General features: G+C 59.2%; 27 protein-coding genes and 2 pseudogenes. 8 read left to right on the top strand and 21 right to left on the bottom strand.

The window, feature by feature from the left end; all coding sequences use genetic code 11:
* Positions 1-132 precede the first annotated feature (132 nt).
* Together HK44_RS06410 and HK44_RS06405 are read right to left on the bottom strand one after the other, a co-directional pair.
* Positions 133-432 (bottom strand): BolA family protein, encoded by a 300-nt coding sequence (locus tag HK44_RS06410; protein ID WP_019692999.1) that lies wholly within the window; start codon positions 430-432, stop codon positions 133-135.
* 13 nt (positions 433-445) lie between these two features.
* A complete protein-coding gene (locus tag HK44_RS06405; RefSeq protein ID WP_019693000.1) occupies positions 446-970 on the bottom strand; it encodes a DUF2059 domain-containing protein in 525 nt (174 codons plus the stop codon).
* A 192-nt stretch (positions 971-1162) separates the two neighbouring features.
* Here HK44_RS06405 and HK44_RS06400 point away from each other — a divergent pair, with 192 nt between their 5' ends.
* Both HK44_RS06400 and HK44_RS06395 read left to right on the top strand, forming a co-directional pair.
* Positions 1163-2557 carry a class II fumarate hydratase gene (locus HK44_RS06400; RefSeq protein ID WP_019693001.1) on the top strand — a complete coding sequence of 465 codons (1395 nt, stop codon included), beginning with the start codon at positions 1163-1165 and terminating at the stop codon, positions 2555-2557.
* Positions 2558-2718: 161 nt separating this feature from the next.
* Positions 2719-3744 (top strand): IS110 family transposase, encoded by a 1026-nt coding sequence (locus HK44_RS06395; RefSeq protein ID WP_024264780.1) that lies wholly within the window; start codon positions 2719-2721, stop codon positions 3742-3744.
* 285 nt (positions 3745-4029) lie between these two features.
* On the opposite strand, the gene HK44_RS06390 is transcribed toward HK44_RS06395, so the two are convergent.
* The gene (locus HK44_RS06390; RefSeq protein ID WP_019693002.1) at positions 4030-4992 is read right to left on the bottom strand and encodes a DMT family transporter; all 963 of its coding nucleotides are present in this window, start codon (positions 4990-4992) and stop codon (positions 4030-4032) included.
* Between the two features lie 213 nt (positions 4993-5205).
* Here HK44_RS06390 and HK44_RS06385 point away from each other — a divergent pair, with 213 nt between their 5' ends.
* Positions 5206-5406, top strand: coding sequence for a DUF6316 family protein (locus HK44_RS06385; protein ID WP_019693003.1), 201 nt, complete (start codon positions 5206-5208; stop codon positions 5404-5406).
* 127 nt (positions 5407-5533) lie between these two features.
* On the opposite strand, the gene HK44_RS30405 is transcribed toward HK44_RS06385, so the two are convergent.
* The 3 genes and pseudogenes from HK44_RS30405 to pap all read right to left on the bottom strand — a co-directional run bounded on the left by HK44_RS30405 (position 5534) and on the right by pap (position 7782).
* On the bottom strand, positions 5534-5662 hold the full coding sequence (locus HK44_RS30405) for a hypothetical protein (RefSeq protein WP_431357303.1): 129 nt from the start codon (positions 5660-5662) through the stop codon (positions 5534-5536).
* A pseudogene (locus HK44_RS06380) lies at positions 5662-6155 on the bottom strand (beta-ketoacyl synthase N-terminal-like domain-containing protein); the annotation flags it as partial. The pseudogene HK44_RS06380 and the gene HK44_RS30405, both read right to left, overlap by 1 nt.
* A 103-nt stretch (positions 6156-6258) precedes the next feature.
* The gene (gene pap / locus HK44_RS06375; protein ID WP_019693004.1) at positions 6259-7782 is read right to left on the bottom strand and encodes a polyphosphate:AMP phosphotransferase; all 1524 of its coding nucleotides are present in this window, start codon (positions 7780-7782) and stop codon (positions 6259-6261) included.
* Positions 7783-7921: 139 nt separating this feature from the next.
* On the opposite strand from pap, the gene mnmC reads away from it, so the two are divergent.
* On the top strand, positions 7922-9916 hold the full coding sequence (gene mnmC / locus HK44_RS06370) for a bifunctional tRNA (5-methylaminomethyl-2-thiouridine)(34)-methyltransferase MnmD/FAD-dependent 5-carboxymethylaminomethyl-2-thiouridine(34) oxidoreductase MnmC (protein WP_019693005.1): 1995 nt from the start codon (positions 7922-7924) through the stop codon (positions 9914-9916).
* An 80-nt stretch (positions 9917-9996) separates the two neighbouring features.
* On the top strand, positions 9997-10224 hold the full coding sequence (locus HK44_RS06365) for a YheU family protein (RefSeq protein ID WP_019693006.1): 228 nt from the start codon (positions 9997-9999) through the stop codon (positions 10222-10224).
* Between the two features lie 5 nt (positions 10225-10229).
* On the opposite strand, the gene csrA is transcribed toward HK44_RS06365, so the two are convergent.
* From csrA to HK44_RS06320, 9 genes and pseudogenes are all read right to left on the bottom strand, one after another.
* Complete coding sequence (csrA, locus tag HK44_RS06360) at positions 10230-10415, bottom strand: carbon storage regulator CsrA (RefSeq protein WP_019693007.1); 186 nt, start codon at positions 10413-10415, stop codon at positions 10230-10232.
* 141 nt (positions 10416-10556) lie between these two features.
* Positions 10557-10889, bottom strand: a complete 333-nt coding sequence (locus HK44_RS06355) for a YnfA family protein (protein WP_019693008.1) — start codon at positions 10887-10889, stop codon at positions 10557-10559.
* 64 nt (positions 10890-10953) lie between these two features.
* Positions 10954-11769, bottom strand: a complete 816-nt coding sequence (locus tag HK44_RS06350; RefSeq protein WP_019693009.1) for an SDR family oxidoreductase — start codon at positions 11767-11769, stop codon at positions 10954-10956.
* A gap of 223 nt (positions 11770-11992) precedes the next feature.
* Positions 11993-14086, bottom strand: a complete 2094-nt coding sequence (locus HK44_RS06345; RefSeq protein ID WP_019693010.1) for an LTA synthase family protein — start codon at positions 14084-14086, stop codon at positions 11993-11995.
* 316 nt (positions 14087-14402) lie between these two features.
* Complete coding sequence (speE, locus tag HK44_RS06340; RefSeq protein WP_019693011.1) at positions 14403-15278, bottom strand: polyamine aminopropyltransferase; 876 nt, start codon at positions 15276-15278, stop codon at positions 14403-14405.
* Positions 15279-15564: 286 nt separating this feature from the next.
* Positions 15565-15756, bottom strand: coding sequence for a PLDc N-terminal domain-containing protein (locus HK44_RS06335; protein ID WP_019693012.1), 192 nt, complete (start codon positions 15754-15756; stop codon positions 15565-15567).
* Between the two features lie 88 nt (positions 15757-15844).
* Positions 15845-16375, bottom strand: coding sequence for a hypothetical protein (locus HK44_RS06330; protein ID WP_019693013.1), 531 nt, complete (start codon positions 16373-16375; stop codon positions 15845-15847).
* Positions 16376-16618: 243 nt separating this feature from the next.
* Positions 16619-17137: an ankyrin repeat domain-containing protein gene (locus tag HK44_RS06325; protein ID WP_019693014.1), complete on the bottom strand. Its 519-nt coding sequence runs from the start codon at positions 17135-17137 to the stop codon at positions 16619-16621.
* Between the two features lie 197 nt (positions 17138-17334).
* Positions 17335-17724, bottom strand: a pseudogene (locus HK44_RS06320) (AMP-binding protein); the annotation flags it as partial.
* Between the two features lie 335 nt (positions 17725-18059).
* Here HK44_RS06320 and HK44_RS30285 point away from each other — a divergent pair.
* Positions 18060-18338 (top strand): DUF3509 domain-containing protein, encoded by a 279-nt coding sequence (locus tag HK44_RS30285; protein ID WP_024264778.1) that lies wholly within the window; start codon positions 18060-18062, stop codon positions 18336-18338.
* 67 nt (positions 18339-18405) lie between these two features.
* Here the strand turns inward: HK44_RS30285 and HK44_RS06310 are convergent, their stop codons facing one another.
* The 6 genes from HK44_RS06310 to aroC all read right to left on the bottom strand — a co-directional run bounded on the left by HK44_RS06310 (position 18406) and on the right by aroC (position 23139).
* Positions 18406-18633: a response regulator transcription factor gene (locus HK44_RS06310; protein ID WP_052014731.1), complete on the bottom strand. Its 228-nt coding sequence runs from the start codon at positions 18631-18633 to the stop codon at positions 18406-18408.
* A 284-nt stretch (positions 18634-18917) separates the two neighbouring features.
* Complete coding sequence (gene mtnC, locus HK44_RS06305) at positions 18918-19601, bottom strand: acireductone synthase (protein WP_019693018.1); 684 nt, start codon at positions 19599-19601, stop codon at positions 18918-18920.
* Positions 19602-19605: 4 nt separating this feature from the next.
* Positions 19606-20151: a 1,2-dihydroxy-3-keto-5-methylthiopentene dioxygenase gene (locus HK44_RS06300; protein WP_019693019.1), complete on the bottom strand. Its 546-nt coding sequence runs from the start codon at positions 20149-20151 to the stop codon at positions 19606-19608.
* A 99-nt stretch (positions 20152-20250) separates the two neighbouring features.
* A complete protein-coding gene (locus HK44_RS06295; protein ID WP_019693020.1) occupies positions 20251-20871 on the bottom strand; it encodes a methylthioribulose 1-phosphate dehydratase in 621 nt (206 codons plus the stop codon).
* Positions 20868-22013 (bottom strand): MFS transporter, encoded by a 1146-nt coding sequence (locus HK44_RS06290; protein WP_019693021.1) that lies wholly within the window; start codon positions 22011-22013, stop codon positions 20868-20870. The genes HK44_RS06295 and HK44_RS06290 overlap by 4 nt, the downstream gene beginning before the upstream one ends.
* Positions 22014-22047: 34 nt before the next feature.
* The gene (gene aroC, locus HK44_RS06285; RefSeq protein ID WP_019693022.1) at positions 22048-23139 is read right to left on the bottom strand and encodes a chorismate synthase; all 1092 of its coding nucleotides are present in this window, start codon (positions 23137-23139) and stop codon (positions 22048-22050) included.
* A gap of 95 nt (positions 23140-23234) precedes the next feature.
* On the opposite strand from aroC, the gene HK44_RS06280 reads away from it, so the two are divergent.
* The gene (locus HK44_RS06280; protein ID WP_080690589.1) at positions 23235-24248 is read left to right on the top strand and encodes an alpha/beta hydrolase; all 1014 of its coding nucleotides are present in this window, start codon (positions 23235-23237) and stop codon (positions 24246-24248) included.
* A gap of 99 nt (positions 24249-24347) precedes the next feature.
* Positions 24348-25139, top strand: a complete 792-nt coding sequence (locus HK44_RS06275; RefSeq protein WP_019693024.1) for a hypothetical protein — start codon at positions 24348-24350, stop codon at positions 25137-25139.
* The last annotated feature ends 66 nt before the right edge of the window (positions 25140-25205 follow it).

Raw genomic sequence — 25205 nt, 5'->3', positions numbered from 1 at the left:
GCCCTTAAAAAACCAGACGCGTTAATTCTGACAATACGCGCTAGATGGATTTACGAGTGCTTCGCACTCGAACGGGGCGGTGCGGCGTTCCGACAAGCCCCCTCGCCACAACAGCCCTCACAACCAGCAGAATCAGTTCTTGCTGCCGCCAGCACAGGTCGGCGAGGCAGGTGCCGCGCCGGTCTTTGCCCATTCCTCAGGCGTATAGGTATGCAGCGCCAACGCATGGAATTCGCCCATCAGGTCACCCAGCGTGGCGTAGACCTTCTGGTGACGCTTGACGCTGTTGAGCCCGGCAAATTGCTCGCTGACCACCACGGCCTTGAAGTGGGTTTGCAACCCACGGCTGTGCATGTGACTTTCGTCCAGCACTTCCAGATGCGCAGGTTGCAACGCGTTCAGTGCAGATTCAATACGTTGTTGCATGGTCATTGCGGGGCTCCGCTCAAGGCTTTTTCTTGGCTGGAGCGGCAGCGTCTTTCGGCGTCAGCTCGGCAGTCATGTCAGACAGCAGCTTGTTGACCACAGGCACCGCGCTTTCCAGTTTGGCCTGAGTCATCTGGGCCGATTGCTGAGTCAGCTGAGGCATTTTCTCCAGGACTTTCTTGCCCAGTGGCGACTGGTAGAACGCGACCAGGTCCTTGAGCTCGGATTCGCTGAAGTTGGTGGTGTAGAGCTTGACCATATCCGGCTTCAGCTTGTCCCAGCCAATGGCCGCATTCAGAGCCGCGTTGGCTTTGGCCTGGTAGGTTTCCAGCAGGGCTTTTTTCGATTCCGACGCTTTGGTTTGTTCAAAGCGCTGAGCGAACATTTGCTGCACTTGCATGTACACCGGTGTGCCCAGTTTGTCAGCATGCGCCAGGGTCAGGAAAGCTTCTGCACTGGCGTTGTGGCTGGCGGTATCGGCGAAAACCTGGCCGCTGGCACAGACCAGAGCAACCGCGGTACAGATGGCACGAAGACGAGTCATCGAGTTTCCTTTTCTAGCAGGCGAGGTAAAACCCCAAGGGGGGCCATTCTGCGCCTAAAAAACTCACGCGCTCAACCCCTCCCCCGTGCCAGGCCTGATTTTCAGGACCGAACGGTAGAAAAAACGACTGATGGAACCCCAAGCGTCAATCACGACCTAAACTTCGCTATCAGACCTACAGGAATGTGACCGATGAGCCGTATCGAAACCGACAGTCTTGGCCAAGTGGAAGTCCCGGATGAAGCCTACTGGGGCGCTCAGACGCAGCGCTCGCTGATTAACTTTGCCATCGGCAACGAACGAATGCCGCTGGCCGTACTGCATGCCCTGGCCCTGATCAAGAAAGCCGCCGCACGGGTCAATAGCCGCAACGGCGATCTGCCGGCCGACATTGCCCGGCTGATCGAGCAGGCCGCCGACGAAGTGCTCGACGGCCAGCATGATGACCAGTTTCCGCTGGTGGTCTGGCAGACCGGCAGTGGCACCCAAAGCAACATGAACGTCAACGAAGTGATCGCCGGTCGCGCCAACGAACTGGCCGGCAACCCCCGTGGCGGCAAGGTTCCAGTGCACCCCAACGATCATGTCAATCGCTCGCAAAGCTCCAATGACAGCTTCCCCACCGCCATGCATATCGCCACGGTGCAGGCCGTGCAACAGCATCTGTTGCCGGCCATCGCTGAACTCTCCGCCGGTCTTGCCGAGCAGGCCGCCCGGCACATGAAACTGGTGAAGACCGGTCGCACGCACTTGATGGATGCCACGCCGATCACCTTCGGCCAGGAGCTTTCGGCGTTTATCGCACAGCTCGATTACGCCGAACATGCTATCCGCAGCGCCTTGCCAGCCGTCTGCGAGCTGGCTCAGGGCGGTACCGCGGTCGGGACCGGCCTCAATTCGCCCCATGGCTTTGGCGAAGCGATTGCCGCCGAGCTGGCCGCCCTCTCCGGCTTGCCGTTTATCACCGCGCCGAACAAGTTTGCCGCGCTGGCCGGGCATGAACCGTTGACCACGCTGTCAGGCGCGCTGAAAACCCTCGCCGTGACCCTGATGAAAATCGCCAACGACTTGCGCTTGCTGGGCTCCGGGCCAAGGGCCGGTTTCGCCGAGGTCAAGCTGCCCGCCAACGAGCCCGGCAGTTCGATCATGCCCGGCAAGGTCAACCCGACTCAGTGCGAAGCGCTGTCGATGCTCGCTTGTCAGGTGTTGGGCAACGACGTGGCGATTGGATTCGCCGCCAGCCAGGGCCATCTGCAACTGAACGTGTTCAAGCCGGTGATCATTCACAACCTGCTGCAATCGATCCGCTTGCTCGGTGACGGCTGCAGTAACTTCCAGCAGCATTGCATTGCAGGCCTTGAGCCGGATGCCGAGCAGATGGCCGCTCACCTGGAACGCGGTTTGATGCTGGTGACGGCGCTGAACCCGCACATCGGCTACGACAAATCCGCCGAGATTGCCAAAAAAGCCTATGCCGAAGGACTGACTCTGCGCGAGGCGGCGTTACAGCTCGGTTATCTGACGGATGAGCAATTCGATGCCTGGGTGCGGCCGGAGAATATGCTGGAGGCCGGGAAGCAGGGGTGAATCTGAACGTTATTTAGCGCCTGGCAGTCAGTCATCGCGAGCAGGCTCGCTCCCACAGTGGTTTTGCATACACCACAAATCCAATAATGAAATGGCTACCCCCGCCGCCCCCTGTGATCGCCCACTAAGCTTTCGCAGGGGGCTCATCGGAGACCGTTGCCATGAACAAAGTAGCTATTGCCGCCATCGATCTGGGAAAACACTCTTTCCATCTACACGCGCAAGATGATCGTGGTCATGAGCTTTACCGCAAAAAGTTTACTCGTGCGGCGCTCATGCAGCACCTGATGAATCTCGAACCCTGCACCGTTGTGATGGAAGCCTGCGGCGGAGCCCACTTCATGGCGCAGGAGGTCGCGAAGCTGGGACATACGCCCAAGCTCATTGCCCCGCATCTCGTACGCCCTTACGTGAAAAGCAACAAAAACGACTTCGCTGATGCCGAGGCGATCTGCGAGGCGGCGACTCGTCCAACAATGCGCTTTGTACACCCCAAAACCCAGGCTCAGCAGCTGCTGGCCATGCTCAACTCGACACGCGATTCGTTCATCAAAGAGCGCACCGCGACCGTCAATCGGATTCACGCAGCGCTTTTGGAGGTCGGCGTCAGTCTGGCCACAGGCTTCAAGCCCATCAAAGAACTGCCCGCTCGGCTTGAAGCGAGTTCAATTCCTGTGCCCATCAAAAAACTTCTGACGAGGTTGCAGGAGCACTTCACCTATCTGGATGGGCAGATCAAGACGCTGGACAAGGAAGTGGAATGCCAGGCCGCCGAAGATGATCTGGCGGCTCGTTTGATGACCATGCCCTGCGTAGGCCCGATCACCTCCAGCGTCCTGGCTGCCGAATTGGGCGATGGCAAGCAGTTCAAATGCGGCCGAGGCTATTCGGCCTCAATCGGGCTGATACCCAAACAGCATTCTACGGGCGGCAAGACCGTCCTGCTGGGCATCAGCAAGCGAGGTGATCGCAACCAGCGGCGCCTGCTTGTCCAATGTGCCCGTGTTTACCTGATGCAACTGGACCGACAGAAAGGCTGGCTGGCGGACTGGGTCCGGCAGCTATTGGCCCACCATCACTCCAACCATGTGGTCTGCGCGCTGGCCAACAAGCTGGCGAGGATCGCCTGGGCGATTGCGGCCCACCACACCGAATTCGATGCAGGGCCAGCCGCGATGAACGCCTGACCCTGCTGTCACCCGAGCACCACCCACCTGGTTTTGCGATGCTGGATAACTGATGACGTGAACGGCCAACCGGCCTGACGACAACCCTGAGCTCCCACACGGCTGAAAGGCCGTTCGAATAATTAGGATCGTCGGGCATCGATTCTCATCGAGGCGCGGGGCCACAACCCCACTCAGACGCCGGATAGATGAAAGCAAGCCAAACACGCATCAAAAACAGTATTGCAGAAAAGGGGGTAACCATAGATGTGGGAGCGAGCCTGCTCGCGATGAACGATAACGCGGTTACCGGCTGACCGCAGCCCGCATCCGCCGGGCCTTGAGCCCGGCGATCAGCGACGGCCCCAACGCGACCAGTGCCGACCCCAGCACCACCAGCACTGCACCGCCATACGCGAGACTGTTGATTTGTTCGGCCTGTACATAATCGGGCCATAACCAGGCGGCCAGCGCCACAGCCGCGAAGGTCACCAACGGTGTAATGGCGAGCGTCGCACTGACCCTCGACGCCTCCCAATGGGCCAGCGCCTCGGCAAAAGCACCGTAAGCGATCAGCGTGTTCAGGCAGCAGCCAAGCAGCAACCAGCCTTGCAGCGGGCTCAGTTGCAAGGCTTCCAGCGGATGCACCCACGGCGTCAGCAACAGGGCGCAAAACAGGTAGATCACCATCATCACCTGCAACGAATTCCACGCCGTCAGCAATTGTTTCTGGCCCAGCGCATAGAAGGTCCAGACGGTCGACGCCGCCAGCACCAGCAACACGCCTGCGGTGTAATCACTCAAAGATGTCAGCAACTCGCTCAGCCGCTGATTGAAAAACAAACCGAACCCCAACAACAGCACCAGCAGGCCAATCCCCTGCCCCACGCTGAAACGCTCCTTGAACACGAACAGGCTGGCGATCAGCAACAGGATCGGCCCCATCTGCACGACCAGTTGCGCAGTACCCGGGCTGAGCAGGTTCAGGCCCATCAGGTACAACACGTAATTGCCCACCAGCCCGAGCACCGCCATCAGCACCAGCCAGCCACCTTTAGGCCCGAGCGCCTGTCGGCTCGGCAGACGCTTGGTCGCCGCCAGATAAAGGAACAGAAAGCTGCCGGACACTATCAGCCGAAACCAGGTCACCGTGACCGGGTCCATCACCAGCAACACCTGCTTGAGTTTGATCGGCAGGATTCCCCACAAGACCGCGGTCAACAAGGCGAGGAACAGACCATAAACCCAGCGACCGGACGAAATGTGCATGGAAACCCCAAAGGCCAACAGTGAGAGAGCCCATTCTAGGCTGCCGTCGAGGCATCACACAGGGACAGTTGGCGAAAGGCCGTAAATGAGACTGTATCGGTCGCACCGAGAAATTGACGGTTTACCGCTGATCAGTTAACCAGGCGTGCCATGTCGTTCAGACATAAGCTGATTTTGTCCCGCCCTCCCCCGGATCCGCTCAAGGAGACCGTCATGTACGGCATGCGTGCCCAAGACATAGCCCCCGCCACGCACTTTCGCAGTGAGCGGTTGTGTCGGGTGAATGGCGATTTGTATTTCAATACCCGGGAGAACACCCAGGAAGGACCGTTCAGCAGCCATGAAGCGGCCGAGCGGGAGATTCGTGCGTACGTCGAGCGGATGCAGTTTTTGAGCCGCGAACGTATTCGCTGAACTTTTGCGGCGCCTTCATCGCGAGCAGGCTCGCCCACAGGACCGCGTTCTGTTGGACGAACTCGGTCAATGTGGGAGCGAGCCTGCTCGCGATGGCGGTTTAACAATCGCCACACACCTTCCGGACTTAACGCACCGCTTCAAACAACCCCGTAGCGCCCATCCCGCCGCCCACGCACATGGTCACGATGCCGTAACGCAAGTCACGCCGTTGCAGCTCTCGCACCAGATGGCCGACCTGACGCGAACCGGTCATGCCGAACGGCTGACGTTGTAGCGACGGGCGACGATTTCTGCGGTCTGGCCCATCGGGAAGTAGATGCCCGGCACTTGCTCCTTGAGCAACGGGTTGATCAGGTTGTCGGTGTTGACGCTTTTCATGGTCAGGCTGATCGACTCGACGCCACCCGCAACAATGATCTCGCTGCAACCCGAAGCAATCTGGTTGGCCGCGATGGCAATCGCCTGCAAACCCGAGGAGCAGAAGCGGTTGAGGGTCATGCCTGCGGTGCCGATGCCCAGATGCGAAAGCACCGCCACGTTGCGACCGATATTGAAACCCTGAGCGCCTTCGTTGGGCCGGCGCCAACGATGTAATCCTCGACACTGGCCGGGGCGATGTCATTGCGCTCCAGCAACGCGTTGACGCCATGGGCTGCCATGTCGTCCGGACGCGTCTGGTTGAACTTGCCACGAAAGGATTTGGCCAGACCTGTTCGCACGCTATCGACGATCACTACTTCACGCATGGCATACCTCATTGTTGTTGTCGCTCAGGAAGTGGATCGAGCATAAATCCGCCTCCCGGCCGACCGCGACAATCATTCACCCCGCGTATGCGAACCCATCGGGCTACTTCTTGTCCTTCTTCAGCTTCTTCTCTCGCTTGTCGGATTTCTCGAAGGCGTCTTCCAGCGCACGGTTGAGGGTGCGCAGTACTTTGACCCGGGCCCAGCGTTTGTCGTTGGCTTCAACCAGGGTCCAGGGCGAAACCTCAGTGCTGGTGCGGTCGACCATATCGCCGACAGCCGTGCGGTAGTCGTCCCACTTCTCGCGGTTGCGCCAGTCGTCTTCGGTGATCTTGAAGCGCTTGAAGGGGATTGCTTCACGCTCCTGGAAACGCTCCAGCTGGGTCTGTTTGTCGATGGCCAGCCAGAACTTCACGACGATCACCCCGGAGGCGCTGATCTGCTCTTCGAAGTCGTTGATTTCGCCATAGGCGCGCAGCCAGTCGGCCTGGCTGCAAAAGCCCTCGACACGCTCCACCAGCACCCGGCCATACCAGGAACGGTCGAAGACAGTGAATTTCCCCCGCGCCGGGATCTGTCGCCAGAAGCGCCACAAATACGGCTGGGCGCGTTCGTCTTCAGTCGGCGCGGCAATCGGCACGATGCTGTACTGGCGCGGGTCGAGTGCGGCGGCCACACGACGAATCGCCCCACCTTTGCCTGCCGCGTCGTTACCCTCGAATACCGCGATCAGTGCGTGTCGGCGCATGCGTTTGTCACGCATCAGGCCGGATAATCGTGCCTGCTCGGTAATCAGTTGCTCCTCGTAATCGTTCTTCTCCAGCCGCTGGCTCATGTCCAGACTACCGAGCAAACTCAAGTGATCGACACTGGCCGACAACGGCGCAGCGCTGACTTTGTCCGGGTTGATCCTGGGTCGCTTGAGGGCGTTTTGCAGACCGTCGAGCAGGATTTTGCCCACGGTCAGACTGCGGTAATGGGCATCCACACCTTCAATCACATGCCAGGGCGCATAGTCACGGCTGGTGCGGCGAATCACGCGCTCGCCGTATTTCACGAACTTGTCGTAGGTCTGCGATTGCTGCCAGTCCAGCGGGCTGATGCGCCAGCTGTGCAACGGGTCGTCCTGCAAGGACTTGAGGCGCGTCTTCATTTGTTGCTTGGACAGGTGAAACCAGAATTTGAAGATCACCGCGCCTTCATCGCAGAGCATTTTCTCCAGGCGCTCGGTCTGGTTGATCGCCTGGTCCAGCACCGCGTCCTTGAACAGGCCATGAACCCGTCCTTGCAGCATCTGGCTGTACCAATTGCCGAAAAACACCCCCATCCGCCCCTTGGCCGGGAGCATCCGCCAATAGCGCCAGGCCGGTGGTCGCGCCAGCTCTTCATCGGTTTGCTGATCGAAGGTGCGCACTTCGATCAATCGCGGGTCCATCCACTCATTGAGCAACTTGACCGTCTCGCCCTTGCCTGCGCCTTCAATCCCGTTGATCAGCACAATCACCGGAAAACGCCTCTGCTGCTGAAGCTCGAACTGGGCTTCAAGCAAAGCCTCACGCAGCGCCGGCACTTCAGCTTCATAGGTTTCTTTATCAATCACATGACCGATTTCGGCAGATTCGAACATGAGCGGCTCCCTTCCCGGATTGAGCAAGACTAGCGGATTGGCCGAGCACTTGTCTGTGCAATACCAATCGGGTTGCCATGGATCAATCGGCTTTGTCGCGATCAGCTAGAATGGTCGCCTTGCCAAGCCTGAGCCAACCATGAACCCTGAAATACTGCCGAACCCCGTACCGCATGCCCAGCTCGACTGGGACGACCAAGGTCGCCCGCGCTCGCGGGTGTTTGACGACGTGTATTTCTCCGACCAGTCGGGCCTTGATGAAACCCGTTATGTGTTCATCGAGCAAAACCGCCTGAGCGAACGTTTTGTCGAACTGCGGGCCGGCGAAAGGTTGGTGATTGGCGAGACCGGTTTCGGCACCGGGCTGAATTTTCTCTGCGCCTGGCAGTTATTCGAGCAACAGGCTGTGACTGGCGCACGGCTGCATTTCATCAGCGTCGAGAAATACCCGCTGAACCCTGCAGATATGCAACGGGCCCTGGCACTCTGGCCCGACCTCAAACCGTTTGCCGATCAATTGTTGGCGCAGTACGTCGCCATCCACCAGGGCTTTCAGCGGCTGGTGCTGGACAATGGCCGCGTGACCCTGACGCTGTTGATCGGTGACGTGCTGGAACAACTGCCACAGCTGGACGCGCAGATCGACGCATGGTTTCTCGACGGTTTCGCTCCGGCGAAAAACCCCGACATGTGGACCTCCGAACTGTTTGCCGAACTGGCGCGTCTGGCGGCGCCCGGATCGACCATCAGCACCTTCACCAGCACCGGCTGGGTACGCCGCCTGCTCAATGCGGCGGGTTTCAAGATGCGCCGCACACCGGGCATCGGCCACAAATGGGAAATCCTGCGGGGTGAGTTCGTTGGCTGGCCGCAGGAAACACCGGCCCCGGCAACCGTCAAACCCTGGTTTGCTCGCCCCAATCAGCTGAGCGGCGAACGTCGTGCGCTGGTAATCGGCGCCGGGCTGGCGGGTTGCGCCAGCGCCGCCAGCCTCGCCGCACGCGGTTGGCAGGTCAGTCTGCTGGAACAGCATGCCGACCTGGCGCAGGAAGCCTCGGGCAACCCGCAAGGCGTGCTGTACCTGAAACTCTCGGCTCATGGCACCGCACTTTCGCAATTGATCGTCAGCGGTTTCGGGCACACCCGGCGCCTGCTTGAACACTTGCAGCGTGGCGTCGACTGGGACGATTGCGGAGTGCTGCAACTGGCATTCAATGCCAAGGAAGCCGAGCGTCAGGCGCAACTGGCGGCGGCCTTCCCCGCCGATCTGTTGCACCTGCTGGACCCGCCGCACGCTCAGGCCCAAGCCGGAATCGAACTGGCCCATGGCGGGCTGTTCTATCCGGAAGGTGGTTGGGTTCATCCGCCGGCCCTGTGCCAGTGGCAAGCATCGCACCCCAATGTCCAACTGCTGACGCACCGCGATGTGCTGGAACTGCGCAAGGTCGATGATCAGTGGCAAGCCTGGGACGGCGAAACCCTGCTCGCCAGTGCGCCTGTGGTGGTGCTGGCCGGCGCGGCGGAAATCAAACGCTTCGCGCAGAGTGCCGAGCTGCCGCTCAAACGCATTCGCGGGCAAATCACCCGCTTGGCGCAAACCGCCGAGAGCCAGTGCCTGGCGACGGTGGTCTGCGCTGAAGGTTACGTCGCACCCGCACGCTTGGGTGAACACACCCTGGGCGCCAGCTTCAACTTCAAGAGCGACGACCTGACTCCGACTACCGCCGAACACCTTGGCAACCTGGAACTGCTGGAGGAGATATCCAGCGATCTGGTCACCCGCCTGCACGCCAGACAGCTGGACCCGGAACAGCTTCAAGGTCGCGCCGCGTTCCGCTGCACCAGCCCTGACTACCTGCCGATCGTCGGCCCATTGGCTGACGGCCAGGCGTTCGCCCAGGCCTACGCCGCGCTGAGCAAAGATGCCCGACAAGTGCCAGACATCGCTTGCCCATGGCTCGACGGGCTGTACGTCAACAGCGGGCACGGTTCACGCGGATTGATCACCGCACCGCTGTCCGGCGAGTTGCTGGCGGCATGGCTGGACAACGAACCGCTGCCGCTGCCCAGAAGCATCGCCGAGGCCTGCCATCCGAACCGGTTTGCCTTGCGCAGGCTGATTCGCGGCAGTTGAATCGACAGCGGGTTGCAGCTCCTGCTGGCCGTTAAGGTTCATCCGCCGTAGGATCGCCGGATTGATGACCCGAGGTGCCTATGCTGATTCCCCACGACCAACTTGAAGTCGACACCCTGACCCGCCTGATCGAAGACTTCGTCACCCGTGACGGTACCGACAATGGCGACGAAACCCCGCTGGAAACCCGCGTGTTGCGGGTTCGCCATGCGTTGAGCAAAGGTCAGGCGCTGATTGTGTTCGATCCTGAAAGCCAGCAATGCCAACTGATGCTCAAGCACGACGTGCCCAAACACCTGTTTGACTGAACACTTCAGCCACGTTTGCCAAGTGCCCGCTTGGCCTGTATGCGCTCGTAGACTTCGGCGCGATGCACATTGATGCTTTGCGGGGCTTCGACACCGAACCGAACGTTGCTTCCGTTCACGGCGAGGACACGCACAGAGATGTTGTCACCAATGGAGATCAATTCGCCTACAACGCGGCTGAGTACGAGCATGGCTCTAGTCCTTGAGATTACCGGGCCTTGAAGATGACCGGCGGACGCTGGGTCTACAATGCAACAGCGGCAAAACAGTTCCCTCCTACCTGGCAAAACGACTCATCTGACAGACTTCCCTTTCACCGCAATACCAATGACTCAAGGTGTAGTGAAGCGTGGGCCAAACAGAATGATACTCGCGCCTAGTACGCACAGCGCAACGCCCAGCCAGTCCGAGCCCAGAGGGCGAATCCGCTCGACCACGCCGAGCCAGCCGATGGATGCAATGATGTAAATGCCGCCGTAGGCTGCATAGGCGCGGCCCGCGTAGGTCGATTCGACTTTGGTCAGCACAATGGCGAACAGCGTCAGGCTGAGCAACCCCGGCACCACCCACCAGGCGCTTTTGCCCTGCCGCAAGCACATCCAGAAAGCGAAACAGCCGGCGATTTCGAACAGCGCCGCGAGGAAAAACCACAGGTAATTGAGCATGCACACATCTCGTCAGGGCGGCCAGAAGCGGCAACCCTAACGACGCAACCCGCTACTCGCAAGCTCAGCTGGCGCTTTGCCTGGTCTTGGCGCGCATCTTGTCGGCCATCACGGTCATCTCGTTGTAGAGCAGTTGCGGGTTCTTCCGTTTGAGCGCCCAGGCCAGACGGCCCTGATCATGGGGCAGAATCATGAACTCGCCTGCGGCAACATGCTGATAGATGTAGTCAGCGATATCGCTGGCGGTTATCGGCGAGCTTTCCAGCAATTTGCCGACCTGGGCTTTCATGGCCGGGGTCGGGCCACGGAAGGAGTCCAGCAGGTTGGTCTGGAAGAACGACGGGCACACCACATGCACAGCGATTTCCTGCTGCGCCAGTTCAATCAGCAGGCTCTCGGACAGCGCCACCACACCGGCCTTGGCCACGTTGTAGTTGCTCATGGCCGGCCCCTGCATCAACGCAGCCATCGAGGCGATATTGATGATCTTGCCTTTGCTTTTTTCCAGCAGCGGCAGGAACGCCTTGCAGCCTTTGACCACGCCCATCAGGTTGATCGCAATCTGCCAATCCCAGTCTTCCAGCGACAACTCACTGAAGAAACCGCCAGAGGCCACGCCGGCGTTGTTGACGATTACATCGATGCCACCCAGCTTCTGTTCGCAGGCTTGTGCGAAGGCCGTCAGCTGGCTGTAGTCGCGTACATCGCAACGCTGAATGAAACCGTCACCACCGGCCTCGCGGACCTGTTTCAGGGTTTCTTGCAAGCCCGGTTCACTGACATCGGACAAGGCCAACTGCCAGCCTTCACGAGCCCAGCGCAGAGCGATTTCGCGACCCAGGCCGGACCCGGCACCAGTGATCATCATGCGATTTTGCATAGGGAGTTGCCTTGATGTTCCGGGGAAGATGCTCGCAGTGTAGCGAAGGATTTTCCTGCACCCATGACCATCAAATTGCTGAATACCCCAGGCAAACCGTAGCGGTTGCATGGCACGCAATCATGTCGAGCCGACCGGGTTTTCGGCAGGGTTGAACCGCCCGCCGACAGATTCGGCAGACAAAAAAAAGAGGCCCTTGCGGGCCTCTTTTCTTATTGACGTACTACTTGGTCTGCATACTTTCGGTTACACCCGCGGTGTTATCCAGCAAGCTCTTGGTCGCGGTTTGCAGGAACGCTTCCAGTTTGAGCTGCAGCTCGGCGGTACGCGGTGCATTCGGGATGACTTCGGCATGCGGGTTGGCACCCAGCTGGTACCGGTACATCTTCGGGTCCATTTCCTTTTCCTTGGGCAGAATCAGGATCTGGTCAGCCGTGACGATGGCCGTGGTCTGTTCAGTACCCGACGGTTTGATCACGCCAAAACCGGTGTCGCCTTGCGGCAGGTTGAGCAGGTCTCGTCCCCAGCACTGTTGACGCACTTCGCCACCGAGGCGGCCCATGATGGTCGGCACGATGTCGATCTGAGTCCCCACGGTGTGGTCACGCTGACCGAACTTTTCCTGGATGCCCGGTGCAATCATCAGCATTGGCACGTTGAAGCGGCCCAGGTCCATTTCGGTGATTTGACGCTCGTTGCCGAAACCATGGTCGCCCACGATGACAAACAGGGTTTCCTTGAAGTACGGCTCTTTGCGGGCCTTTTCAAAGAACTGCCCCAACGCCCAGTCGGCGTAACGCATGGCGGTCAAATGCTCGTTCAGGCTGCCACGATCAGTCACTTTCTCGACCGGCAATGGCGTCGGCAAGGCATAGGGGGTGTGGTTGGACAGGGTTTGCAGCAGCGCGTAGAACGGCTTGCCTTCGCGCGCCTTGAGTTCCTGCAGGCCACGGTCGAACATGTCCTGGTCGGACACGCCCCACGTCGGGTCGGAGAACACCGGGTTGACGTAGTCGTTACGCCCGATGAAGTTGGTCATGCCCTGGTTGCTGAAGAAGCCCGCCTGGTTGTCCCAGGCAAAATCGCCGTTGTAGACATACACATCGTCGTAGTTACGGGCGCTGAGCAACTGTGGCAGGCCGGACAGCTTGTGGCTGCCTTCCGGGGTCTGCATCAGGTATTCGAAACCTGGCAGGTTCGGGAAGCAGGCCATGGTGGCGAACATGCCCTGGTGGGTATGAGTACCGTTGGAGAAGAAGCGGTCGAACAACAGGCCTTCTTTCGACAATTTGTCGAGGTTGGGCGTGATGTTGCCAGGCGCACCCAAGGCACCTACCGAGTGACCGGCCATGCTTTCCATCAGGATCACAACGACGTTCTTGATCGGCAGCGTCTTGTCGGCCGGGGGAGTGTAATCGCGGCGTACCGCAGCGATATCGGCATCAACCAGCTTGTCGTCCGGCATCACCAGCATATCGCGGACAATTTTCTGGGCCTCAGACTGCTCCATGGTCGGCTTCCAGATGTTGTCACGCTCTTCGGACATGCGGCTCTTCGCGGCAGCAACCAACTGCAGCGTGCCGTTCAGGCCCAACTGATTGGCGAAGTTCGAGTCGGTGGTGTAAACGTCACCCCAACGCAGCGGTGGCCCCTGACGCAACGTGCCACGGGCAGCCACGACGCAGATCAGCAGGCAAACCACGAACACTGCAATGCGCGCGTACCACGGGGCGACTTGACGGGTGCCGATGGCGCCACCGCTGAACGGGCCGCGTGGGCGGGTTGCACGGTCAGCGCCCTTGAACGCCAGGCTCAGCAACCAGGTACCAACGGCCCAGGCCAACAGATAACGGACGACCGGGAAGCCGTACCAGAGCATGCTCATGACGGTTTTCGGGTCTTCCTTCACATACTGGAAAACCAGGCCGTTGAGGCGCTGGTGGAACTCACGGTAGAAGTCCATTTCCATCAAGCCGAGGAACAGCGCGATGCTCGAGGCGATGGTCAGCCAGAACCGGAACAGACCACGGGCAGCCATCGCCCGGACACTGAACAGGGCCAGCAATAGCGGAATGCAGAGGTAGACCACCAGACGCAGGTCGAAACGCAAGCCGTTGGCGAACGCTTCGAGAAAGGTCGAGGCGGGTGTATTGAGGATCATCTCCCGGTTGTACACCAGCAGCGCAACGCGCAGCAGGGAGAGCATCGCCATCATGACGACGGCACAGAGCAGTGTATACGCCAGATGCGATTTGACGGTCGGTTGCAGCAAGCGATTCGAAGCTCGCTGCTGACTCAGGGCGTCCGGGTTAGCCATGTCGTTTATAGGACTCATTGGAAGTTGAAGTTTCAAAGATGTAGCGGCACTCCGCCTTCTCATTGCGGTTACTTGCAGGAAGTGGCCGGGAGCTTGCGCGATGCACAAATGGTGCATGATCACTCGCGGCATTGCCATTCATTACTGGCAAGCGCCCCCCAATGCCCGACTTCCAGGGCTCTGGAACAAGAGTCAACAGGGGGTTGAGTGTTAAGCCGGTGCAGGTGAATTGTCTTGGAGCGTTTGTGAAAATTTCGTACAACGCATATCTGGAAACACAAAAAAGGGCCTTGCGGCCCTTTCGTATCAGTGCCGCTCAATCGTTACCGGGCTTGTTCACCGCTTGCAGCACGTACTGCGGAAGCGCGAATGCGCCAATATGGATTTCCGGATTGTAGTAGCGCGTGATGATACCACTGCCGGCAAAACGCTGACTCAGGGTTTCGCGCGACAGTTTGCGGTTAGCTGTGTTGGTCGCGCCCCAGGCGAACGTCATGGCACCGCCGATATAGGTCGGCACCGCAGCCTGATAGAAATGCCAGTCCGGGAACAGACTGCGCAAGCGACCGGCGGTGGTTTTCACTTCTTCGATCTGCATGAACGGCGTGCCGTTCTGAGTCACCAGAATGCCGCCTTCATTCAGGCAACGGCGACAGGCCTGATAGAAGTTTTCCGAGAACAGTACTTCCCCCGGACCGATCGGGTCGGTGGAGTCGGAGATGATCACGTCAAATTTTTCCTGGGTGGTGGCGACGAAACGCATTCCGTCGTCGATCACCAGGTTCAGGCGTGGATCATCGAACGCACCTTTGGAGTGGTTCGGCAGGAATTCCTTGCACATGTCGACCACGGTGCCGTCGATTTCGACCATGGTGATGTGTTCGACGCTGCGGTGCTTGGCCACTTCACGCAACATGCCGCCGTCGCCACCACCGATGATCAATACGCGCTTGGCGGCGCCGTGAGCCAGGATCGGTACGTGGGTGAGCATCTCGTGGTAGATGAATTCGTCGGCTTCGGTGGTCTGGATCACGCCGTCCAGCGCCATGACCCGGCCCATGCGCGGGTTCTCGAAAATCACCAGGTGCTGGTGCTCGGTGCGCACTTCGTGCAGCAGTTTTTCCATGCGAAAACGCTGGCCGTAGCCTTCGTAGAGGGTTTCCAGGTACTCGCAGGTGTTGGTGGTGCTCATGGGAAGTCCCCCGGTGAATGCTGGTGGCAACGGACGGTTACCCGCCCATGATGGACAATCACAGGCGCTGGGCAGGCGATTGTCCAAGGAAAGGCGCGCATTCTACGTCGCCGAACATGACAGGTCGAACCTTCGTCAGACCAAAAATGATTCAAGTACACAGAGAACCCTGTGGGATCGAGCCTGCTCGCGATGAACGATGACGCGGTTTAACTGACAAACCGCGTTGCCTGCATCGCGAGCAGGCTCGCTCCCACAGGGTGATGTGTTGGTATTGAGGGCAGTGTCAGAACCGCATATTGCCCCGGGGCCCCGCAATCGCCCAAATAACCAGGCCCAGCACCGGGAGCAGGAGAATCAGCAGCACCCAAATGATTTTCATCCCGGTTTCTGCACTGCTTTTAAACACGTTGATGATCGCCCAGATATCCAGCGCGAGGATGATCAGGCCAACCAGGCCATTGAAGGTGGCACCCATGGTGTCGCTCCCAGGAGAAGAAATTCCCCCTTAGGATAGTCGGGCCTGACGAGGGCTCCGTTTTATTAAGTTTGCCGTCGTAATGGCCTTAAACGTGGATCGCCACTTTCAGCGCTTCCAGCGACGGCGCCGCGGCAATCCCGATGTGCGCACACAACTCCAGCACCCGTGGGACGTCGTTGCCATAGACCAGCACGACCTGAATCTCGTCATCAAGCAGTTGGCTGAAGTTCATCAGCGTGTAGCCGCCGTTTTCCGGGTTCATGCTGCCCATCTGGATCTGGATGCGGTTGAGTGCAGTCAACGCTTCGGTCTTGGCCAGCTGCTTGGGCTTGATGTTGAACGCCACGCCCGGGCCGAAAGACGCAACGATCTGCTCGAACAGGTCCATGTAGGTATCGGCCTGGAACAGCACGGTTTCCGGCAGGCTGCCGACCACCACCCATTCACCCAGCGGGATCGGGAAAGTGTCGTCGTAGTTGATGTCCGGGTTGGCCGCCAGAAACGCCTCGGGATCGGCATAGGCCTGGGCGGCTTCATCGGCGATCTGCACAATTTCCGCCTCGCTCATGCAGCCGGAGCTGATTTTGCTGATGAGTTCGATGAGTGCGGCTTTCATGGGCGGATCCTGTAGCGAGGGAATTTTGAGGGCGCGAAGGATAGCGCATTCGCGAATGGATACCGAGCCCAGGAGTCGGAACACAGACTTGTGGCAAGGGAGCTTGCCCGAATGCCAGCCAGTCAAGACGCGGCCCCCGTGGGAGCGTAGCTGGCCCGCGAAGAACGATGACGCGCAATGCCTGAAAAAACGCGGTGTTCGCTTCGCGAGCAAGCCCGCACAGGGTTCGTGCCAGTCTCGGGATCAGCCGAGCAGCTTCTGCAACTGTGCCGTGGTGTCTGCCGCGCCCATGGTCCTGGCCGCGTCCAGAGCGTTGATGCCGTTGGCGTCCTTTGCCTTGGGATCAGCACCTTTGCTGATCAGGTAATCGACGATTGCGGTGCGGTTGAACATCGCGGCCATCATCAATGCGGTGCGTCCATCAAAGGACGAACCTTCAATCTCGGCGCCACCTTCAACCAGGGCGGTGACCATTGCCAGATCGCCTTTGAAGGCCGCACCAGCAATCGGGCTTTGGCCATTTTCGTTGCGAATCTCTGGATCAGCCTTGTGCTCAAGCAGCACTTTCACTGCATCGACGTGGCCATGATAGGCTGCCAGCATCAGCAAGGTGTCGCCCTTGTGGTTACGCAAGTTCGGCGGCAGGCCTTTGCTCAGCAGTGCGGCGAGCATCGCCGCGTCGCCATCGCGGGCCTTGTTGAACACCTGCTCGGCAAACTCCGCGGCTTCTTCCGGGGTCATCTGGCGGGATTTGTCTGACATTGGGGACTCCACATTCGGTCAATCGCAAAGCCGCTAGTTTCCTTAAGCGGCCTGACAGCTGTCACTCCTTTTTTCTCTCGTCCGGCCATAGCCAGAATCAATAACGGAACTTGCCAGCGTGGATATCCGCCAGTTCCTGTTCGGTGATCTGTACGTAAGTGTCCGAGCCCGGCAGCCAGGCATAGACCGGATCGTCGCCGGGTTTGCGAGGTATAGAGCATGGCGCTGATCGCGCCAACCTTGGCCACCACCAGCACCGTGACCAGCAGTTCCGGGCGGTTTTCGATGAAGACCCCGACCACATCACCTTTGCCAATACCCTGGGCAATCAGATAATGAGCAATGCGGTTGGCCCACTGGTTGACCTGTGCATAACTGAGTCTGACTTCACCTTGCAGCAGCGTCGGGCCATTGGGATTGCGGTGCGTCGCTTGCTCGAAGCTCCAACCGAGGCCGCAGGGTTGATCCGGCTGTATGACATTGGCGACTTAAAGCCCCCTGACCACCCGTGGCAGGGCTTTGGCAATGGACGGCAACTCACGGAGCATCATGCCCCCGGTGATCATGTCGTTTGACGCGAGACTCATGGTTGATCCCGTTCGGACCTGAATGAGAGACGGCAGATAACCTCTGGTTAGAGATTCCAATAAACGTGGAAGAGTTGATTCAAGCCAAAAAGTACGCTCGCACTTGTGTTGCTGTGCACGCGCTTTTTGAAATGTTTTGTATCCGGGTCGATACCGCCGCGAGCACGCAAAATGCAGGATGCACGATGGCCATTCATGCAGAATGCACGATGCCGAAAAAACACACGCCTTCCACACTGTTGATTTATAACGATTTTTTAAAAAACTCATACTGGCACAATCAGTGCACCTATCACTCCATGCTTGCCATTCAAGTGCAAACGGAGCTGATCGACATGAGCCTGATCCAGGAAAAATTTTCGTCCCTGTTCTCCAACTTCGACGTCACCACGCAAGCACGCCCTGACGGCGGTATTCTGCTGACGCTCAATAGCAGCGATGGCCGAGTGTTCAAACGCTCGATTTCATACGCTCAATTGCATGCCGGCGATCAACTGTCCTGGGTCATCAGTGCCATTCGCCGTGACTTGGCCGAACAGGCCAGCGAACTGCCGCAGATTTCAATGCTGCAAAGCCAACAGCGTTTCGCCTTGCCGACCTATCACTCGAGATAAGCACCAACCGCTCAAACTCTTCAGGTCGTGCAAGCCTTGCGCTGCACGGCCTGATTGCGCTTTGAGCTCAGCTCAACAAGCCACGATTAACCGCCTCGCCGACCGCTTGAGCACGGTTGTTGACTTCAAGCTTGGAGTAGATATTGCCCAGGTGAAACTTCACCGTCGCCTCGGAAATGTCCCGAATCACGCTGATTTCCCACACCGTTTTGCCGGCCTTGGCCCAATACAGAATCTCCAGTTCCTTTTTGCTCAGCGGTTTGCCTGCCGGATCCGGGCGCTGTCGCTTTGGCATTTTCAACACGGGAGCGCCAGCCCGGTTTGGTGTTTTCATCCTTAGCCCTCTCACCAGGAGTCCGCACCATCGCCAAGCGCAAAAAGTGCCTGGATAAGCGAACAAACTTAAGGGCCGAAGAGTTACACAAGGAAAAGATTAAACAAGTAAGGAAAACCACAAACAGGCATGGCCGACATATCAACAGGCAACTTCCTACACGTCCTACAGACGTGCGTTGGCCGTGATGTTAGTCCGTGATGGAAAGTCGGCTGACCGCGTGAGTTGCAGTCAGCCGTAGCCTCTCAGAACGTGGCGGGATCGATCTGTGAAAAGCTGCTGACGTTCAGATGCCCGGCGAGCTCACCGCCTTCGCGTACCAGTCCGCAGGTGGCCATGCCGGCTTCACGGGCGGCATCCAGTTCCTGAACGATGTCGGAGAGAAACAGGATCTGCGCAGACTCGCAGCCAATGGCTTGAGTAATGCGCTGATAGGACTGCGCCTCACGCTTGGGTCCCGAGGTGGTGTCGAAGTAGCCGCTGAACAGTGGCGTCAGGTCACCGGCCTCGGAACAACCGAAGATCAGCTTCTGGGCCTGGATCGAACCGGACGAGTAAACGAACAGTTGATAACCGGCCTGATGCCAGCGTTTCAGCGCCTCGACCGCGTCCGGGTAAACATGGCCCTTCAACTGCCCGGCCTGATAACCCTGCTCCCAGACCATCCCTTGCAACGCCTTGAGTGGCGTGGCCTTACGGTCTTCGGCAATCCAGCCCAGCAGGATTTCAATCACCCGTTCAACGTCAGCGCCAGGCTCGGCACTGTCCTGGCGAACGGCGTCGATCTGCCGGGCAACATCGGCCCGTTGCGCCTGTTGACGGACAAAGTCCGGCAAATGTTTGGCGGCGTAGGGAAACAGCACCTCGAACACAAAACTCACCGCGCTGGTGGTGCCTTCGATGTCGGTGAGAATGGCTTTGATCGTCATGCCCTCAGTCCTCAAGGCGCGGGAAACGACTGGCGATGTCGTCGCCGGTGAAGTTGGCCACCCAGCCTTCGGGGTTGTTGAACAAGCGAATCGCCACGAAGTGCGGGTGCTCGCCCATGTCGAACCAGTGTGCAGTGCCGGCGGGAACCGAAATCAGGTCGTTTTTCTCGCAGAGTACGGCGTACACGTAGTCGTCGATGTGCAAAGTAAACAGGCCACGGCCCGCGACGAAAAATCGTACTTCGTCTTCGCCATGGCGATGCTCTTCCAGAAACTTGGCGCGCAATTCGGCTTTTTGCGGGTGATCGCTATTAAGGCTGACCACGTCGACAGTGATGTAACCGCGCTCGGTCATCAACCGGTCGATCTGCACCTGATAAGCGGCAATCACTTCTTCCTGGCTGGCCCCCGGCTGGATCTTCGCCGCGGCTTGCCAACGGTCGAAGCGCACACCTTTTTCGGCCAGGGTCGAGGCGATATCGTCGAAGTGGGTCAGGACCTTGTTCGGCAGGTCCGGGCTTGAAACGTGGTAAACGGACAGGCTGCTCATGTTGGCAATTCCTCGTTAGCGGCGCTGCCGTCCAGCTGTTACAGGCCGGTCAGGCAACGCGTTTCATCAGGCGGTTGGCGACTTCAGGTGAAGTGGGCCTTAACGGTTAATCAACGCGCGCATTTTCAGCTCGCATTCAAACAGGAACTCAAACGCTTCGATCTGCCGCAATGCATCGCTCATCTTCGGGCCCCAGGTGTAGAGGCCATGACCGCGAATCAGGTAACCGACACACTCGGGATGGTCGTCGAGCCATGGCTGGACTTTGGACGCCAGGCGCTCGATGTCCTGATCGTTGTCGAAGATCGGCACCCGCACCTTGGATTCATGGGTCGAGACCCCGCTGAAGGCTTTTTGCAGTTCGTAGTCTTCAAACGTAATGACCGGACTCTGCAGCAGCCGCGACAACACCGTGGCATTGACCGAATGGGTGTGCAGCACCGCACCGATGTCGGCCCGCCAATTATATAACTGGGTGTGCAACAGGGTTTCGGCAGACGGCTTCTTGCCCGGCTCCAGGCTGTTGCCCGACATATCCGTGGCCAGCACGTCATCCATCCCCAACTGCCCTTTGTGTTTACCGGAAACGGTCAACAGGGCTTCAGTGGCCGACAGTCGCGTCGAATAGTTGCTGCTGGTGGCGGGCGACCAGCCTCGGCCATACAAAAAACGCCCGGCGTCGATGATTTGCTGGGCGAGCTGTTCACGGGTAAGGCTCATGGCCTGTCCTCTTGCATACGTGTGGCAATGATAACGGCTGCAGCGAACGCTGCGAGGCTGGCAATACTAAAGGTCAATGTAGCGCCCAGGGCATTCCAGCTGTAACCGGAATACAACGCACCCAACGCGCCGCCGGTGCCGGCCAGTGCCGCGTACAACGCCTGGCCCTGCCCTTGCTGGCGTGCGCCGAAGCTACGTTGCACGAAATGGATGGCAGCGGCGTGAAAGCTGCCGAAGGTCGCTGCGTGCAGAATCTGCGCAAACAGCAGCACCCACAAGAATTCGGCGAACGAGCCGAGCAGCAACCAGCGTAATGCTGCCAGCAGGAAACTCGCCATCAACACCCGGCGCACCGAGAAGCGTCCAAGGATCTTGCTCATGAACAAAAACATCAGGACTTCAGCCACCACCCCCAACGCCCAGAGCATGCCGATCACGCCGCGGCTATAACCGAGGTGTTCAAGGTGCAGGGTCAGAAAGGTGTAATACGGCCCGTGGCTCATCTGCATCAACGCCACGCAGCAGTAAAACGCCAATACCCCCGGACTGCGCAGTTGCTTGAGAAACCCCTCGCCCTCCAGCCGACTGCCTTGCGCCGGCTGGGCGTTCGGCACCCAGAGGCTGCTGATGATTATCCCGCCCATGATCACCACCAGCGTCACCGGGTAGATGTCCAGGCTCAACCATTCGAACAGCCGCCCCAAGGCAACCACGGTGATGATGAAGCCGATCGATCCCCACAAGCGGATCTGGCTGTAGCGCGAAGTCTGGCCCTGCAAATGCGCGAGGGTGATGACCTCGAACTGCGGCAATACCGCGTGCCAGAAGAACGCATGCAGCGCCATGACCATCGCCAGCCAGGCGTAGCTTTTGCTGACGAAAATCAGCGAAAAGGTCAGCAGCGTACAGATCGCGCCAAAGCGCACGATGGCCAGGCGCCGACCGGTGTAGTCACCGAGCCAGCCCCAGATATTCGGTGCGACGCAGCGCATCAGCATCGGGATCGCCACCAGTTCGCCAATGCGCGCGCTGGAAAACCCCAGGTGATCAAAGTACAGCGCCAGGAACGGCGCGGTCGAACCGAGCAAGGCGAAATAGAACAGATAAAAGCTGGACAACCGCCAGTATGGAAGCGCCGCCACGGCCGTCAGACCGCGGCAACGTCAGGGCATGGCTTCACAGCTGGCCCAGCACCGGAGTGCTGACGCGCACGTCGGCGTTTTGCCCGCGATTGCGCAGCAGGTGGTCCATCAACACGATGGCCATCATCGCTTCGGCAATCGGCGTGGCGCGGATACCGACGCAAGGGTCATGACGGCCCTTGGTAACGACGTCCACCGGGTTGCCGTGGATATCGATCGAACGGCCCGGCGTGGTGATGCTCGACGTTGGCTTGAGTGCCAGGTGCGCGACGATTGGCTGCCCCGAAGAGATCCCGCCCAGAATCCCGCCCGCATTGTTGCTGAGGAAACCTTCCGGAGTCATTTCGTCACGGTGTTCGGTGCCGCGCTGGGCGACACTGGCGAAACCGGCACCGATTTCCACGCCTTTCACCGCGTTGATGCTCATCAGCGCATGGGCCAGTTCGGCGTCGAGACGGTCGAAGATCGGTTCGCCTAGACCCGGCTTCACCCCTTCGGCGACCACGGTGATCTTCGCGCCGACCGAATCCTGGTCGCGGCGCAGTTGATCCATGTAGGCCTCAAGCTCTGGCACTTTGTCCGGGTCGGGGCTGAAGAAGGCGTTTTGCTCGACCGAGTCCCAGGTCTTGAACGGGATTTCGATAGGGCCAAGCTGGCTCATGTAGCCGCGAATGACGATGCCCTGGGTGGCCAGGTATTTTTTCGCAATCGCACCCGCGGCCACACGCATGGCGGTTTCCCGCGCCGAGCTGCGACCACCGCCACGGTAATCGCGCTCGCCGTATTTGTGGTGATAGGTGTAGTCGGCGTGGGCCGGGCGGAACAGGTCCTTGATCGCCGAGTAGTCCTTGGACTTCTGGTCGGTATTGCGGATCAGCAAACCAATCGCGCAACCGGTGGTGCGGCCCTCGAACACGCCGGAGAGGATTTCGACTTCGTCGGCTTCCTGACGCTGGGTGGTGTGGCGGCTGGTGCCGGGCTTGCGGCGGTCCAGATCACGCTGCAAGTCTTCCAGGGACAGCTCAAGGCCCGGCGGACAGCCGTCGACAATGGCGACCAACGCCGGACCATGGCTTTCGCCCGCGGTGGTGACAGTGAACAGCTTGCCGTAGGTATTGCCGGACATGCAGGGCGCTCCGTGAAATCGCTGAGTGACTCAACCTGAAAATGTAATGCCGGCGAGTATACGCAGGCTATCCAACTAGTTCATCCTCGAACCTTATCGGTGCCTGCGAGTCCAACCGACACCTTCTGAATGATGGCGTGATGATGCTGCGAGTTATTGCCTTGAGCCTTACCCTGTTTACCGGCCTGCTTTCCAATGCAGTCCAGGCCTCTGTTGTTCTGCAACGGCCAATCAGTCTGGATACCGGCAGCGGCGAGCTATTCGGCTCAATGTTGCTGCCAAAGTCCGACAGCCCGGTGCCGGTCGTGCTGATCATTTCCGGCTCGGGCCCGACCGATCGCAACGGCAATAACCCGGACGGCGGCAACAACGACAGCCTCAAGCGCCTGGCCTGGGTATTGGCCAAACACAACATCGCCAGTGTGCGTTACGACAAGCGCGGCGTGGCGGCCAGCCTCGCGGCGACCCCGGATGAACGCAATCTGACCCTTGAAGCCTACGTTGCCGACGCGGTGGCCTGGGGTCAGAAGCTCAAGTCCGACCCGCGTATGGGGCCGCTGATTCTGCTCGGGCACAGTGAAGGTGCGCTGGTGGCCACACTCGCCGCCCCGCAAGTCGATGCAGCTGCGGTGATTTCCGTGTCCGGCAGCGCCCGACCGGTCGATCAGGTCTTGCGTCAACAATTGAGCAATCGAATGCCACCCGATCTGCTGCTGCGCAGCAATGAGCTGCTGGACAGCCTCAAGGCCGGGCATGTCGATGAACATGTTCCGACGCCGTTGCAGGTGATCTTCCGTCCCAGCGTGCAACCGTACCTGATCAGCCTGTTTCGCCAGGACCCGGCAGCGGCTTTCGCCAGGTTGAAAATGCCGGCGCTGATCATCCAGGGCAGCAACGACATGCAGGTCGGTGTCGGTGACGCACAGATGCTCAAAGCGGCGAAACCGGATGCCCAACTGGCACTGATCGAAGGCATGAACCACGTGATGCGCATCGTGCCCAATGACATCAAGCGTCAATTGGCCTCCTACAAAGACCCGCAACTGCCCCTCGCTGCCGAACTTGGCTCCAGTATCCTGAGCTTTATTGACGGACTTCGCGCCAGTTAAGCCGGTGTTACCCTCCAGTCCTGGAAAAAACGGCCGATAAGCCTGTGTCGGCAGCCCATTGGCTGCCGCCAAGCAGGGCTTGGACAGGATCTCGCCGTTATGACTGATACCCAGAATTCACCCGACACCGCGCCAGAAACCACTGCTACTGAAGTGGTCGAACTGCCGTGGTCGGACGTCCAGGTCGAGCACCACAAGATGCTTCGCCTGGCGCCGTTGAAAACCGATCGAGCAACCGGTGGGCGGCCATTGCGCTTTGTCGAGTTCGGTTTTGCCGAGCGCAACAGCAAAGAACTCAGCCTGCTGCGCATGAGCATTTCGCTGCCTGGCCAACGGGTGCGCAAGGAACAGAATCACCTGGATGTCTGGGTCGATCACGAGACCCGTCGCGTGCACTTCGGCCCCGACAGCGGTCTGCAGGTTGAACCGCTGAACCGTGGCATTGGCCGTTTTCTGGCGGCTCAAGGCATTACGTGGGCGAAGAAAAAGTGGTCGAGCTACACCGTCGACGGTGCGGACCTGAACAACAAGGACGCCCTCAACGAAGACACCCGCCTGCGCCGCGACCACTTCCTGCGGGTGCATGGCTTTGACGTGGTCTACGCCGACGCCCAGCATTTGAAGGGCAGCGTCAACGAGGTAAAGGTCGGCGATCTGCTGGGGGACTGGAATTCCGAAAAACTGCAGTTCGTGGAAATCCTCGAAGCTGCGCAGATGCTGCAGCAAGCCGAGCAGAATCTGGCGGAACAGGAAGTCAAACTGCAAAAGCAGGAAGAGAAAGTCAGCAAATACAAACGCGAGGACACCGGGCTACGCTTCACCATCACCTGCCTGGTGGCGTTTTCGGTGTTCCAGGCGGGACTGCTGATCTGGATCGCTACGCACCGCTGAAAACCTGAGTTTGCTGAGGCTCTTGTGGCGAGGGGGCTTGCCCCCGTTGGGCTGCGCAGCAGCCCC

It is taken from the genome of Pseudomonas fluorescens HK44, from assembly GCF_000217955.3.
In the GTDB taxonomy this organism is placed as follows: domain Bacteria; phylum Pseudomonadota; class Gammaproteobacteria; order Pseudomonadales; family Pseudomonadaceae; genus Aquipseudomonas; species Aquipseudomonas fluorescens_AQ.
Note: the sequence above shows the minus strand (reverse complement) of the source record. Positions and strands in the feature narration are given on the sequence as shown.